The organism is Salinicoccus sp. HZC-1, from assembly GCF_046736035.1.
In the GTDB taxonomy this organism is placed as follows: Bacteria; Bacillota; Bacilli; order Staphylococcales; family Salinicoccaceae; genus Salinicoccus.
The window spans coordinates 1,146,935-1,160,997 of sequence record NZ_CP177130.1 but is presented as its reverse complement, the minus strand read 5'-3'; the positions used below and the strand labels follow the sequence as shown (position 1 = coordinate 1,160,997).

The 14,063-nt window shown below is 42.8% G+C and carries 14 protein-coding genes and 1 pseudogene; 3 read left to right on the top strand and 12 right to left on the bottom strand.

What is annotated here, in order from left to right:
• Positions 1 to 110 precede the first annotated feature (110 nt).
• Positions 111 to 644, top strand: coding sequence for a YdhK family protein (locus ACKRAT_RS05760; protein WP_411844421.1), 534 nt, complete (start codon positions 111 to 113; stop codon positions 642 to 644).
• Between the two features lie 121 nt (positions 645 to 765).
• On the opposite strand, the gene ACKRAT_RS05755 is transcribed toward ACKRAT_RS05760, so the two are convergent.
• The 7 genes and pseudogenes from ACKRAT_RS05755 to ACKRAT_RS05725 form a co-directional block, all read right to left on the bottom strand.
• Entirely contained in the window at positions 766 to 2,850 is a 2,085-nt protein-coding gene (locus tag ACKRAT_RS05755) for a copper-translocating P-type ATPase (protein WP_411844144.1), read from the bottom strand.
• Between the two features lie 135 nt (positions 2,851 to 2,985).
• Positions 2,986 to 3,153, bottom strand: a pseudogene (locus ACKRAT_RS05750) (CueP family metal-binding protein); the annotation flags it as partial.
• A 185-nt stretch (positions 3,154 to 3,338) separates the two neighbouring features.
• A complete protein-coding gene (locus ACKRAT_RS05745) occupies positions 3,339 to 3,824 on the bottom strand; it encodes a CcdC family protein (protein ID WP_411844143.1) in 486 nt (161 codons plus the stop codon).
• A 2-nt stretch (positions 3,825 to 3,826) separates the two neighbouring features.
• Positions 3,827 to 4,531: a cytochrome c biogenesis CcdA family protein gene (locus tag ACKRAT_RS05740; protein ID WP_411844142.1), complete on the bottom strand. Its 705-nt coding sequence runs from the start codon at positions 4,529 to 4,531 to the stop codon at positions 3,827 to 3,829.
• An 88-nt stretch (positions 4,532 to 4,619) separates the two neighbouring features.
• A complete protein-coding gene (locus tag ACKRAT_RS05735) occupies positions 4,620 to 6,392 on the bottom strand; it encodes an ABC transporter ATP-binding protein (RefSeq protein ID WP_411844141.1) in 1,773 nt (590 codons plus the stop codon).
• A complete protein-coding gene (locus ACKRAT_RS05730) occupies positions 6,392 to 8,167 on the bottom strand; it encodes an ABC transporter ATP-binding protein (RefSeq protein ID WP_411844140.1) in 1,776 nt (591 codons plus the stop codon). Before ACKRAT_RS05730 ends, ACKRAT_RS05735 begins: the two co-directional genes overlap by 1 nt.
• 189 nt (positions 8,168 to 8,356) lie before the next feature.
• Positions 8,357 to 8,659, bottom strand: coding sequence for an AbgT family transporter (locus tag ACKRAT_RS05725; protein WP_411844139.1), 303 nt, complete (start codon positions 8,657 to 8,659; stop codon positions 8,357 to 8,359).
• 109 nt (positions 8,660 to 8,768) lie between these two features.
• Between ACKRAT_RS05725 and ACKRAT_RS05720 the strand changes: the two genes are divergently transcribed.
• The gene (locus ACKRAT_RS05720) at positions 8,769 to 9,002 is read left to right on the top strand and encodes a DUF3953 domain-containing protein (protein ID WP_411844138.1); all 234 of its coding nucleotides are present in this window, start codon (positions 8,769 to 8,771) and stop codon (positions 9,000 to 9,002) included.
• Between the two features lie 116 nt (positions 9,003 to 9,118).
• Here the strand turns inward: ACKRAT_RS05720 and ACKRAT_RS05715 are convergent, their stop codons facing one another.
• From ACKRAT_RS05715 to ACKRAT_RS05700, 4 genes are all read right to left on the bottom strand, one after another.
• Positions 9,119 to 9,376 carry a YneF family protein gene (locus ACKRAT_RS05715; RefSeq protein ID WP_411844137.1) on the bottom strand — a complete coding sequence of 86 codons (258 nt, stop codon included), beginning with the start codon at positions 9,374 to 9,376 and terminating at the stop codon, positions 9,119 to 9,121.
• Positions 9,377 to 9,442: 66 nt separating this feature from the next.
• Positions 9,443 to 11,428 carry a transketolase gene (gene tkt, locus ACKRAT_RS05710; RefSeq protein ID WP_411844136.1) on the bottom strand — a complete coding sequence of 662 codons (1,986 nt, stop codon included), beginning with the start codon at positions 11,426 to 11,428 and terminating at the stop codon, positions 9,443 to 9,445.
• Between the two features lie 13 nt (positions 11,429 to 11,441).
• On the bottom strand, positions 11,442 to 11,675 hold the full coding sequence (locus tag ACKRAT_RS05705) for a DUF896 domain-containing protein (protein ID WP_411844135.1): 234 nt from the start codon (positions 11,673 to 11,675) through the stop codon (positions 11,442 to 11,444).
• A 71-nt stretch (positions 11,676 to 11,746) separates the two neighbouring features.
• Entirely contained in the window at positions 11,747 to 11,995 is a 249-nt protein-coding gene (locus tag ACKRAT_RS05700) for a hypothetical protein (protein ID WP_411844134.1), read from the bottom strand.
• Positions 11,996 to 12,134: 139 nt separating this feature from the next.
• On the opposite strand from ACKRAT_RS05700, the gene lexA reads away from it, so the two are divergent.
• A complete protein-coding gene (gene lexA / locus ACKRAT_RS05695; protein WP_411844133.1) occupies positions 12,135 to 12,749 on the top strand; it encodes a transcriptional repressor LexA in 615 nt (204 codons plus the stop codon).
• A 323-nt stretch (positions 12,750 to 13,072) separates the two neighbouring features.
• Here lexA and ACKRAT_RS05690 read toward each other — a convergent pair whose 3' ends face one another.
• On the bottom strand, positions 13,073 to 14,062 hold the full coding sequence (locus ACKRAT_RS05690) for a CAP domain-containing protein (RefSeq protein WP_411844132.1): 990 nt from the start codon (positions 14,060 to 14,062) through the stop codon (positions 13,073 to 13,075).
• Position 14,063 lies beyond the last annotated feature (1 nt).

The following is a 14,063-nucleotide window of genomic DNA, read 5'->3' as shown; positions in this document are numbered from 1 at the left end:
TCGATGGCTTGACTAAAAAAGAATTGGAAGATAAATTAGGTTATCCTTATAACGAAGATAGAAGTCATTACTATTATGAAGTGAATGAAGATGGAGATAATATAAAGTACATCAATGATTTGACTAAGGACGAACTAGAAGAAAGATTACATCACTCTGATATGGAATCCGAATCAAGTTCCGGTAGAAACATGGAGCACTCGGCTGAAGACATGTCGAGTTCCGGTGAAGTCCCTGAAAACATGAAAGAGGCAGAAAATCCGACATATGAAGTCGGAAGTCAAGCAATTATTGAAGCTGATCACATGCAAGGCATGGACGGTGCCGAAGCAACAATCTCCGGGGCCTTTGATACAACAGTCTATTCCGTATCATACACACCGACAAATGACGGAGATCCGGTCGAAGATCATAAATGGGTCATTCATGAAGAATTGGAAGATCCGGGAGAAGCACCAATGGAAACGGGGGATGAAGCAGTAATGAATGCGACGCATATGGAAGACATGGAAGGTGCCACTGCTACGATTGATTCAGCTAAAGAAACAACGGTTTATATGGTGGATTTTGTCACAACAGACACTGAAGAAGCAGTAGAGAATCATAAGTGGGTCATTGAAAGCGAATTGGCGCCTGTTGAATAGCTTTAATATATCTTCAACGATAATAAATAGCCTATCCAGATGGATAGGCTATTATTATGATCATATATTTTTTAAGTCCAATATTTCAATGTGTTAATTAAGCAGGTAGAGTAAAACTTATTTAATCCATTTCAAACCGGTGCAGCAGCTGTGCATTGAGGGCTACGATGATAGTACTTAAACTCATCAGTATCGCACCGACAGCCGGACTGAGGACAATGCCCCAAGGAGCCAGGACTCCCGCAGCCAATGGAATGGCGAAAATGTTGTAGCCAGTCGCCCATATCAGATTTTGAACCAATTTGTTATACGTTCGTTTGGATAAGCTGAATATAGCCAGAATGTCTTTGGGATTGCTGTCCACAAGAACGATATCTGCACTATCCATGGCAATGTCGGTACCTGCCCCTACCGCAATGCCAACATCTGCTTTAGTCAGGGCCGGCGCATCATTAATACCGTCACCTGTCATTGCAACAACTAAACCACGCTTTTGAATCTCTGTCACTTTTTCTGCCTTTTGATCCGGCAAAACTTCTGCATATACTTCGTCAATACCAATTTGTTCTGCAACATAGTTCGCCACCTTCCGGTTGTCTCCAGTGAGCATGATGGCTTTAATATTTCTTTTATGCAATTGTTCCACCGTCTGTTTGGAACTCTCTTTGATTTTATCTGCCAATGCAATCGCGCCTGCCAGCTCTTCATCAATGATTAGGAACACAACCGTCTTTCCCTGCTCAGACCATTTGTTGAAGTTCTGATCATCAAAAGTGATATCTTGTTTACTGATATATCCAGGACTCACAACTTTGATATTCCTGTTATCGATCGTCCCTTCGATTCCCACACCTGTAATGGAATTGAAATTAATCATTTCATGCAATTCCAGTTTTCTTTCCATTGCTTCATTGAGTATTCCCGTAGCAATGGGATGCTCAGAGTCATTCTCCACTGTGGCTGCATAACTTAGCATCTTGTTTTCGTCCATATCACTGAACGTTTGCACGTCTGTCACTCCAAATTTACCTTCAGTCAACGTACCGGTCTTATCGAAAATTACTGCATCAATATTACGTGCCTGTTCGAACTGAGGACGTTTGCGAATCAGCAGACCATACTTCGCAGATAAAGCAGTAGAAACAGAAATGACCAGTGGTGCTGCAAGTCCTAAAGCATGCGGACAGGTGATAACCATGACAGTCACCGTTCTCTGTATGGCCGTATCCACAGTGGCTCCGATACTTATCCAAACGATAAACGTGATAATACCAGCAGCCAAAGCAATATAAAACAGCCATTTGGCCGCCTGATTCGTGATGTCCTGTGTTTTGGATTTGGTCTTCTGAGATTCTTTGACCATTTCGATGACCTGGTTCAAGTAAGACTCATCCATCAATTTTTCTACTTCTATTGTAAGTGAGCCTTCTCTATTGATCGACCCGCCAATCACCTCGTCATCAACAGATTTGGTTATCGGCAAAGACTCGCCTGTCAACATGGATTCATCGATTTGAGATTTCCCTTTAACAATCTTTCCATCCAATGGCATCTTTTCTCCCGGTTTGACCAGGAGCAAATCTCCGGCCTGGATATTATCAACCTGCACTTCTTCCGTCTCGCCATTCTCAGTAATACGGTTTGCTGTGTTCGGCATCAAGGATGCAAGTGACTCCAGAGCTTTGGATGCATTATTGATCGATCGCATTTCAATCCAGTGACCTAGAAGCATAATCAGTACCAGGCTCGCCAGTTCCCAGAAAAGTTGCTCTCCATTAAACCCAAATACGACAGCCAGGCTGTAGAAGAATGCGATGGAGATGGCCATGGCAATCAGTGTCATCATCCCGGGTTCCCTGTTTTTCAGTTCATCAAAAGCGCCCTTGAGGAAAGGCCAGCCGCCATAGAAATAAACGAATGTGGACAGGGCGGCCAGAATATAGATATCCCCTGTAAAGCTCCAGTCGACGCCCATGAAGTTCTGGATCATCGGAGACAGGAGAAGGATCGGGATGGTGAATATCAGTACAACAAAAAACTTATTCCGGAATTCTGTCACCATATCTCCGTGATGGTCATGTGCCCCGTGCCCATGATTATCGTGATCATGTTCATCATGAGACCCATTGTGACTTTCATGATCATGATGGTCACGATGGCTATTCTCTTCCTGATTATGATGTGGCTCTTTTTTGTGATGATTCATTCTATCACTCCCTAATATTGTATCTTATCTTTATGATACCCCCTAGGGGTATAATAAACAACTAAATGATTCCAAATATTGAATATAAAGAATCTCCAAACAACTTGAAAGTGTTCAGAGATTCAAACAGGAATACTACTTCAGTTGCAAGTCTGTAAAACAAGTACTATCCCCTTGGAAAGTGGAGAAAGCGTACTCAGTATGTTTATTTTGATAACTAATTTATATGGTATATTTCTTATCTCTCGGTAACCAAAAATCCATAAAACCATTTTCGAACGTTGTTACTGTTTCGTCAATATGCGCCTCACTTTTTAAATATACAAGGTTGTAACTTCATTTTTTCTTTGCAGTAATACATCCAAACTAAACGTTGGAATCCAATCATTTTTAAATTTCATTACGTTCAGAATAAATTTATGAAATATAAGAATGGTGAGGAACAGAAATTCTAAATATTTGAGCAGATAGAAAAAATAAGCAGCAGATCAGAATGAACTGATCTGCTGCTTTTTAAATGATTTTAAATTGATATACATGGATAACCGCCATATTACTATCATGACGAACGCGAGTAAGAAGAACATCCCGCCGATTTCACCCGGAGAGATACTCATGGATAAAATCGATTTAAGAATTATTCTTAAAGCGAGCAATGTAACAAGGATCAACGGGAAAAGTTTGGACTGCTTAACATATAATTCCCCGTTTTTCTCTTCATACTTGGTAGTGACCACAAGCACGACTGAAAAGATGATGCCCATTACGATGGATTCTCCAATTTCCGTAAGTGTAAGCCTGAAGTAAGGAAACACATACATCAGCGCTCCTGTGGACATCATGATGGGCGGAATCAGTATTTTCTTCATCGTCAAAGGCCGCTTGGCCGCTTTTTGTCTTACTACTATTGCACCGATACCCATAAAAACTGCCATTATGGATGCAAATATAAATAATATGTTTTCTATATTCATAACTAGAACCCCTGGAAATCGCCAAAGAACGGCTGCAGCCAGATAATAATCTGAGTCAGTCCATCAAAGTACAGCAGCATGCCCATCAGTATCATGAAGACACCGCCCACTTTCATGATTATATTTGAGTATTTCAGCATCCAGCGTGTACGGGAGACGAAGAAACTCAAAATGAAAAATGGTACTGCAAAGCCGAGACAGTAGACGATCATTAAAATTAAAGCATTATTTGGTGCGGTCGCACTCATAGCGAAAATAGCACCGATTATCGGCCCGTTACACGGTGACCACCCGGCAGCAAATGCCATACCGATAAAAATGGAGCCTAAAAACCCTGACGGTCTGTTTTTGAATTGTACTTTTCTGTCTTTCATAAGGAAATCAAAGTTCAGTACACCGGTAATGATCAACCCGAAAATGATGATCAGGATGGAACCCAGTTGTCTGATCAAATTTCCATGCTCAATCAGTAAACCGCCTAAAAATGCTGTACCAAAACCGAGTGCAATGTATACCAGGCTAAATCCAACGAGAAAGAAAAGCGTATGCAATATCGCTCTCGCATTGAATTTTTTACTTTCAACTTCATTATAGCTCATCCCTGTTATGTAAGAGACGAAAGCAGGAAACACCGGAAGCACACAGGGCGAAATAAAACTTAAAACACCGGCTCCGAATGCAAGGAGAAACGTTACTTCACTGCCCATGATAATACCCCCATTCATAGCCATTTTATCAGACATGACGGGGGTTGTTACAGGGTTTATACCAATGTTTTAGAACTTTCTATGACATTTATGCCTGACCATTCTGCAGCTGATACATCTTATGATAGATTCCACGGTGCCTGATCAGTTCCTCATGCGTCCCTCTTTCTACAATTGAACCGCGGTTCAAAACCAGTATCTGATCGGCATCTTGTATGGTCGACAGCCTGTGTGCAATCGCCAGAGTCGTCCTGCCTTTTCTCATCTTCGACAGGGATTTCTGTATTTCCTCCTCCGTCTCGGAATCGATGTTTGCGGTCGCCTCATCCAGAATCAATATCTTCGGATCCATGGCCATCGTTCTCGCAAATGCTATCAGCTGGCGCTCACCACTTGAAAACGCACCGCCTTTTTCGATTACCCTGTGGCTATAATCACCGGGCAGTTTTTGAATGAACTTATCCGCCCTTACAAATCTGCCGGCCTCTTTCACCTGTTCGAAGGTCATCGTGGGATGATACAGTTTAATATTCGATTCCACTGTACCATAGAAAATGAAAGGATCCTGGAGTACCAGCCCGATTCTTTCCTTCATCTCTGTTTTGGGGATTTTCTTGATCGACTGTCCGTCAATCAGCACTTCCCCTTTATCAAACTCATAGAATCTCATGAACAAGTTGATGATGGAACTTTTACCTGAACCGGTATGTCCGACCAGTGCAACCGTTTCTCCCGGTTCGGCGATGAATGAAATATCATTTAATACATTCACTTCGCCATCGTAGCTGAAAGTGACATTTTTAAACTCCACTTTCCCTGCCGTTATCCCGTACTCTCTATTCTCAATCTGCACAGGCTCTGTCCGGTCATCATCGATCAGGGCAAACACACGGCTTGCTGAAACCAACGCCTGCTGGAAAATATTTAAATTTTGACTGACCTGGTTAATCGGTTCGAAAAACCGTTCCATATACTGGATGAAAGCAAAGACGACACCGGCTGTCACGCCGCCTTCGAAACTGAGTATTCCGAAGTAGGATAAAATCAGTGCGATTGCGAGGACGCTGATCATGCTGATGGCCGGCCTGAGAAGCAGTCCATCCAGCTTCACGTTTTTCATATTGTATTTGTAATGCATTTCATTAATTTCTTCAAATTCTTTTCGCAGCCTTTGTTCCTGGTTGAATACCTGGATGATTTTCATGCCTTCAATGCTTTCAGCAAGTTTGGCGTTCAAATCACTTAGAAGCTGTCTGGCATGTGAAAAGAAATTCGCTGAGTATTTGCGGTAGACCGCAAGGATCAGAACAATGGCCGGCATGAATATCAATGCAAAAAGTGCCAGTTTGAAATCCAGTATGAACATCATGATGAAGCTGGAAATCACCATGAAGAACGCCATCAGGAATGTTGCCAGTACACCGATGAACATTTCCACAATAGCTTCCGTATCATTGGTCAGTCTCGATACGACACTGCCCCCCGGCACTTTATCGAAATACCTCATGCCGAGTTTTCCAATTTTATCAAATGCATCGATTCTAAGCTGCTGGATGACCTTGAATGCAAGATACTGGAATAAATATATCTGCATATAAGTCGTTACGGCGCCAATTACCTGAACAGCGAAGAATATGATGATGAGCCACATGATATCAGATTCCGGGAAAACACCCGGCGTTAAATATTCATCGATGAAAATCATTACGAGATACGGGGTGGCCACCCCTGTCACTGTTGAGATGATAAGCATTAGAAATCCGAGTGCAAGAACCTTTTTAAAAGGCAGTGTATACTTCATCAATCTGAACAGCACCTGCTTCTGATCATTAAAGGAGAGGTTGAATGTGTTGTTCTCCATTACTCATCCCCCCTTTCAACAAGCTCATCGAGAGAACTCTCAAGCGCTTCGCGCAGAGCCTGGGCATTATAGGTATCATGGTACCAGCCATTTTGCTCCATGAGTTCGGCATGCGTCCCTCTTTCAACCACTGTTCCATTATCCATGACGATAATCAGGTCTGCATGACTGACCGCACTCATCCGGTGGGCAGTGATGATATTCGTTTTCCCTTTTCTGCTGGATTGCATATTGGATAAAATCCGTTCTTCCGTTTCTGCGTCCACTGCTGATAAAGAATCATCCAATATCAATACTTCAGGATCCATAATCAAAGCTCTGGCAATGGAAATACGCTGTTTCTGTCCCCCTGAAAGAGAAACGCCCCGCTCTCCGACCACGGTGCCGTAACCTTCCGGAAAGCCCGCGATATCCTCGTGTATATGACTGAGACGTGCCGCTTCCTTAACCACTCGTTCATCTATTTCAGGGTTACTGAAGGCGATGTTGTTCCTGATTGAAGTAGAGAATAAAAAGTGGTCCTGCGGCACATAACCGAACTGGCCTCTTAAGCTCTTTAGGCTGTAGTCTCTGATGGCATGCCTGCCATACATGACATCTTCCGGATTGACGGTATCGAATTCGCGGAGTAAAAGACGCAGCAATGCACTCTTTCCGGACCCGGTCCGTCCGACGATGCCAAGTGTCGTCCCCTGCCGGATTGTAAACCTGACATCCCTTAAACCATCCGACTCATCGTCCGGGAAGTTAAACGCACCAATATTGAATTCGATGTCTCCCGCCGGCTGATCTTCTATTCGGTATTGTGCACCGATCTGGTTGCGGGTTTCCATGATTTCTTCGATCCTGTCGTATGAAGCCCGGCCGCGCTGGATGAGGTTGAAGAACCATCCCAGGGCCAGCAGCGGCCAGACCATCATTCCCAGATACGTCGTAAAGGTGACCAGCTCGCCGATGGAGATTGTGTCATCAAGCACCATGCGGGCACCAAAAAATATGGAAAGGAAGTAGCTGATTCCAATCACCGACATGATTGTCGGGTCGAACAGAGCATCCACTTTGGACACCCTCAAATTCTTCTCAACCACTTCATCACTCAATTTGCGGAAATCTTCACGATCGCTCTGTTCATATCCAAAAGTCTTTGTCACTTTGATTCCGGCAATGCTCTCCTGTGTCTTGTCATTCAACTTACTGAAGGCAGCCTGCGCTTTTTTAAATCCCCGGTTCATAAGCGTTCCATAGTAACTGGTCAGAATCACCATCAACGGAAGCGGGATCATCGCAATCAATGTCAGTTTCGGACTGATGGTGATCGCCATCGTAATTAAAACGGCTCCGCCGGTAATCAGGGAGTCTGCAATCGTCAAAATTCCGGCGCCTGCAGTTGCCTGAACTGCCTGGATATCATTCGTGGCATGGGCCATCAAATCTCCTGTACGCCGCTTTTGATAAAACGCGGGACTCATCTCCGAGTACTTCCTGTAAAGCCGCGTTCTTAAAATCTTCCCCAGACGATAACTCGCCCCAAAAATCATGATACGCCAAAAATACCTGAATACATATGTAAGAATTGCAACAATAATGAGCAGAATGACAAACTGCATCAGCAAACTTCCCGTCAATGTCGACTGGGTGATATGGTCGATTACAAAGCCGATCACCTGAGGCGGCACAAGTTCCATCAAAGCGACAAGAACGAGCATGATGACGCCTAAAAAATAACTTTTCCATTCTCTTTTAAAAAACCATCCAAGTTTTTTGAACACCTGCATTCCATTCACCCCCATACCCCATTCAGCTTAAATTTTACCATATATTTCGGTAAATGAAATAATTACATGTTAAATTTTCAAAAAACAAAAAGTCCCAGAGCAATCTGTCTCTCTTCCATAGATGGATAACACAAAAAAATAAATGAAATAAAAAACTGAGTGTCTCCACCCAGCTTAATAACTTCTTTATCAATAACTGATGCTCGCTCCCGGTCCTGTCGGTATACCCATCATGAACCATATCACAAAGAATATTGTCCATACGATGATGAAGATGACCGAGTACGGAAGCATGAGGGATACAACTGTACCAATGCCGTTTTCTTTGCCATAACGCTGCGCAAATGCAACGATCAATGGTAAAAATGGCATTAACGGTGAAAAATGATGTTTGTTGATGAATCTCCTATTCTGTAAGCAACCTGAGTGACTTCCGGTGCGATGCCAAGCTACATGAACATCGGTACGAAGACCAGTGCCATAATGGCCCATTTTGCTGAATCTGCTGCCTGGAGTATTCCAGATTATTTTTTATGTTACATTGTAAACAGTAAACATATTACATATAAACCCATTTTAAAATTCAGAATGGAGGGATTACTTGATCTTTGTACTTAGGCTCATCTTTGCTGTAACAACAGCCGGACTCGCCATTTACGTCCTGGTCACTGGCAACAATGAGCTGATGTCATGGATGTTTCTTGTCATGGCCTTCATGTTTCTGGTGATGGCAATCGACGAATTCCTGAATGCCCGTCACACGTTTGGCGTCCTTTCCCTTGTTACCTTTGCATTCGTCCTATATGTTTCATTAAACGGATTCATTCTAAACTAGGCTTCCTCCACGGAAGTATTTATGAGTTACATGGATGTAGGCAGGTTGTCTAGCTTATTTTGACAAGCGAAGTTACAAAAAATAAACCTCCCTGCGTCTGCAGAGAGGTTTATTTTTTATTTCTTCGTTTCTTTAGCGCGTTTTTTTGCGTCTTTAGAATCCGTTTGTTTATTCATCATTGTCATCATTTGATTGATTTTCTTCTGGGAAGGTTTTTGTCCCATTTGCATCATCATCATTCTGAGCATGTCTTCATTAATAGGCGGGTTCTTTTCAAGATAGTCCATCATATACTTTCTTGCGAGAAAGAAACCCAAGGCAACGCCACCGATGAGTGCGACTATAACAATAATTATCCAAATCCAAGTATCCAAACTGCTCACCTCTTTCTTCCTAGACCATTATAAAGTTTACATTATTAACAAGTGTTTTTCAACAGGTTATTTGTCCAGGACAGTCTGTAATACTCTTTCAACCGTAAAGCCGTATTTCTCTATGACAAGGTCTCCAGGCGCACTTGCTCCATATGTGTCGATTGTATGAAGCTTGCCGTTCATACCTACGAAACGGTGCCATCCAAGACTCGCTGCCATTTCGATTGCTGTTCTGTTTTCGATATGAGGGTTCAGCACGCTGTCTATATATTCTTTATCCTGATTTAAGAACTGCTGCATGTTAGGAATAGATGCTACTTTAACACTCACACCCTGTGTCTTAAGCTGTTTCGCTGTGTTGACAGCCAGCGGCACTTCACTTCCTGAAGCGAATAGAATTGCGTCATCACCTTCATCAAAAGCGATGTATCCGCCTTTTCTGACGCCCTCTTCCACTGTTTCATACGGCGCGTCGATCACTTCAACATTCTGACGGGTCAAAACAAGTGCCGTCGGCGCATCTTCAGCTTCCATTGCCACTTTCCATGCAGCACGCGTCTCATTGCCGTCCGCCGGACGGATCGTGTTCAGCTTAGGAATCGCACGCAGACCTGCAAGCTGTTCCACCGGTTCATGTGTCGGGCCATCTTCACCCACAGCAATGGAGTCATGTGTAAATACGTATGTTACAGGCAGTTTCATCAGTGCACTCATGCGGAGTGCCGGTTTCAGATAGTCACTGAACACGAAGAATGTTCCGCCGTAAGGACGGACACCGCCGTGCGCTGCCATACCATTCAATGCTGCTGCCATACCAAACTCACGCACACCGAACCACACATTACGGCCTTCAGGCGTTTCTTTGGAGAAATCCGCTTGTTCTTTAACATTCGTTTTATTACTGCTTGCAAGGTCGGCAGCGCCCCCGAACAATGTTGGTACAGTTTTTGATAACACTTGTATCATATCGCTGGAAGTAGCGCGTGTCGCTTTTTCCTCACCCGCTTCGTAGAAAGGCAGATTTTCATCATACTTTTCAGCAAGTCTGCCGTTAATCGCATCATCAAACTCTTTATAAAGTTCAGGATGCGCAGATTGATACTCTTCCATCAGCTGATTCCATTCGGCCTCTTTACCATTGCTGCGCATTTTCAGTGTTTCACTGAAGCGATCGTAAACGGAGTCATCTACGACGAACTTTTCTTCCGGATCAAAGCCGTAGTATTCAAATGCCGCTTTTCTTTCATCGGCACCAAGCGGCGCACCATGTGATGCACTCTTACCCTGCTTATTAGGAGCACCGTAACCGATGATCGTTTTAACTTCAATCATTACCGGCTTGTCTGAAGATTTTGCTTCAGTAATCGCTCTATCGATCTCTTCGACATCATTGCCGTCTTCCACTCTAATATAATGCCAGTTATATCCTTCAAAACGTTTTTTAACATCCTCGGAGAAACTCTTGTTCAGGTCACCATCCAGGGAAATGTCGTTGGAGTCATAAAGGACGATCAGTTTATCCAGTCCGCTGTGGCCCGCTAGGGAAGATGCTTCATGAGAAACCCCTTCCATCAGATCGCCGTCACTGGCAATTACATAAGTGTAATGATCGACGACATCCAGCCCCTCGCGGTTATACCTGGCAGCCAGATGCTTCTCGGCCATGGCCATACCGACACTCATAGCAAGTCCCTGTCCAAGAGGACCCGTAGTAATTTCCACGCCGTCAGTATGCTTGAATTCTGGATGACCAGGTGTTTTGGACTCATACTGCCTGAATTCTTTCAGCTCTTCCATCTCCAAAGCTCCTGAAAGATGCAACAGGCTGTATACGAGCATAGAGCCATGTCCTGCACTTAATACAAAGCGGTCCCTGTCAAACCATTTTACGGAGTTGGGATTAAAATTAAGGTGGCGGCTCCACAGCGTATAAGCCATAGGTGCTGCGCCCATAGGCAGTCCCGGGTGGCCGGAATTGGCTTTTTCTACAGCATCTATAGAAAGTGTTCTAATAGTATTAATAGCTAACTGATCAATTTTATCAAATGTCATAACACAAGCTCCTTTATTTTTCATTCTTATTTTTTTGTATGCGCTTTAACTTCTGGGGCGTAACATCTTTGCCTTCAGGATCAATGACTTTAGTATTTTCCACCTGTTTCCTAAATGATGATCTGAAGTTTTTCAGATAGGCTTCCCTGAGTCCCTTGAGTTCTTCCAATTCATCAGACTCTATGTTTCCCGCCTTTTTCTTTGCAGCCAGGGCGTTAAGACGCTCAATTTTATGCTTCTCCAACATAATGAACCCTCCTATCCATTACTTAATAATTTACCATAAAAAAAAGTATGAGACCATCCTCATACTTTCAATCATTTTATATATCCAATCAATTCGACTAAATGATCCATTGTCGATTGTTCTGCATAGTGCTCCGATGGAACGTCCGTTTCCTCTATTTCCTTCTGTTCGTCTTCAAAAGCAACAACTTGATATTCATCTATATATGCGACATCGGAATGTACGTTCTCTCCGCTGTGGGATTGTAACATAAAAATAAGACCGGCAACTACTACGAACACGAATACGGTGGAAAGCATTTGGAATTCTTTCAAAGTCATCAATAATTCCTCCTAGAACGTATGTTTGTATAATTATATTAACAGAACATCTGTTCCGGGTCAATGCCATTACGAACAAATGTTTGTAACAGGCATGCGCATATGGTAAAATTAGATTAATAAAAGCTGGAGGTATAATATGAAGGAGTTAACGGACAGACAAAAACAAATATATCAGTACATCAAGAGGACCGTTCAGGAAAAAGGATATCCGCCGAGTGTTCGGGAAATTGGGAACGCTGTCGGTCTTCAGTCGAGTTCAACTGTACACGGACATCTTTCCAAACTGCAGGATAAAGGGTACATCAAACGAGATCCTACCAAACCCCGTGCAATAGAAATAGTAATGGAAGAGAACAGTCAGTACTCTCCAGTCATCCAAGTACCTGTACTGGGTAAAGTTACGGCAGGTCTACCAATTACAGCTGTTGAAAATGTAGATGAGTACTTCCCGCTTCCAGAACATTTCACTGCAAATCACAACAGTGAAATATTCCTTTTGAACGTTGCCGGTGACAGCATGATAGAAACTGGTATCCACGATGGCGACCGTGTCATTGTACGAAAGCAGAATATTGCACATAATGGAGATATCATTGTTGCAATGACTGAAGATGATGAAGCGACAGTAAAAAGGTTTTATAAAGAAAACGGCTACTATAGATTGCAGCCGGAAAATTCATTGATGGAACCCATTTACCTGGATTCAGTCACAGTCTTAGGTAAAGTCGTTGGCCTGTTCAGAGAATTTTAAAATAAGAAATAAATAAAGGGCGTATGCAATAAGCATACGCCCTTCTATATTGACTATCCGGTAATCCATCCTACATTTTATATTCGTAACCGGTATTTTGCTGATCAGTTTATTTTCCGAGTATTATTCTAACCTGTTCAAGTATATCTTTTGATTCGCTAATGTCTTTATCCTGTGTTTTACTAATCAATTACATCCCCTCATTCAATCGCTCAGTTAGGATGGATTTCAGATAGTGAAATAAACTTTTTATCCAATATATATCTTCCCCGAATAAACATTTATAAACTAAATAAAAAGTTTACTTTTACCCTTTTATAAATTTATCTTTTAATATAATTTTCTGTGTAATAAGGGGCTTCTTTCTTACCGTAGGCTGTACCTGTTCCTAAATGAGTGAAATCAGAACTCAGAACATTTACCCTGTGATCCGGAGAATTCAGCAGGCTGTGATGGGCAAAGAGTGCTGACGTGTGTCCCATGGCAATATTTTCCCCCGCCATACGATATTCCACATCATTGGATTCAATGCGGTCTTTCAATGTACCGCCGTCAGGGGAATCATGTTGAAAGTAATCATTTTTTGCCATGTCCCTGCTGTGTCCAATTGCGGTTTCCGCTGTTTTTTCATCATATTCCAACGGTTCCAGGCCGTATTCGATCCTTGAAGCGTTTACAACCAGATGATTAAGTCTGGAATTATCTCGGGCAGGCGGATTATTATAAAGTGTATCGATGGCGCTCACCTGTTCTTTATCCATAACTAGCAGCCCGTTCACTTTATCTTCCTCATGTAAATCATAAAAGAAATATACATATGTGTCCTGCAGGTCGAACACTTCGAATTCTTCGTCGTTCACTCTGAGTCTTTTCCAGCCCTTAACGATAAAATCTTCCGATTCACCGTAGACTTCCCCTACTTTTTGACGGTCCAGGTTTTCAATATTTATGTCTGCTATGGAAACATCGTCACTGTTCGTATACCCCCCGACGACCTTGCCTTCTTGTATTAAGACTAATCTGAACAAACCCGGTTCGTCCTCGACGGCGAAATCTCCTGCATATTCAGAATCGAGCACTTCTTTATTCCCAGCCTCATAGCTCTCGTCCAGATTTATTTCCACTTCCTGTGTCTGGGTGCTGTTCACCTGGTGAATGATGCTCCTGTCGTAGTCCGGGTATACATTGGTTTCAAGCCAGCTTTTGGCATACTCGGCATTCAGACCGGTCTTGAAATCATAAGACTGAAAGACCGGCACCAGAAAGACAGCAATGATATATAAAAATACAAACATAAACGCTTTTTTGAACATA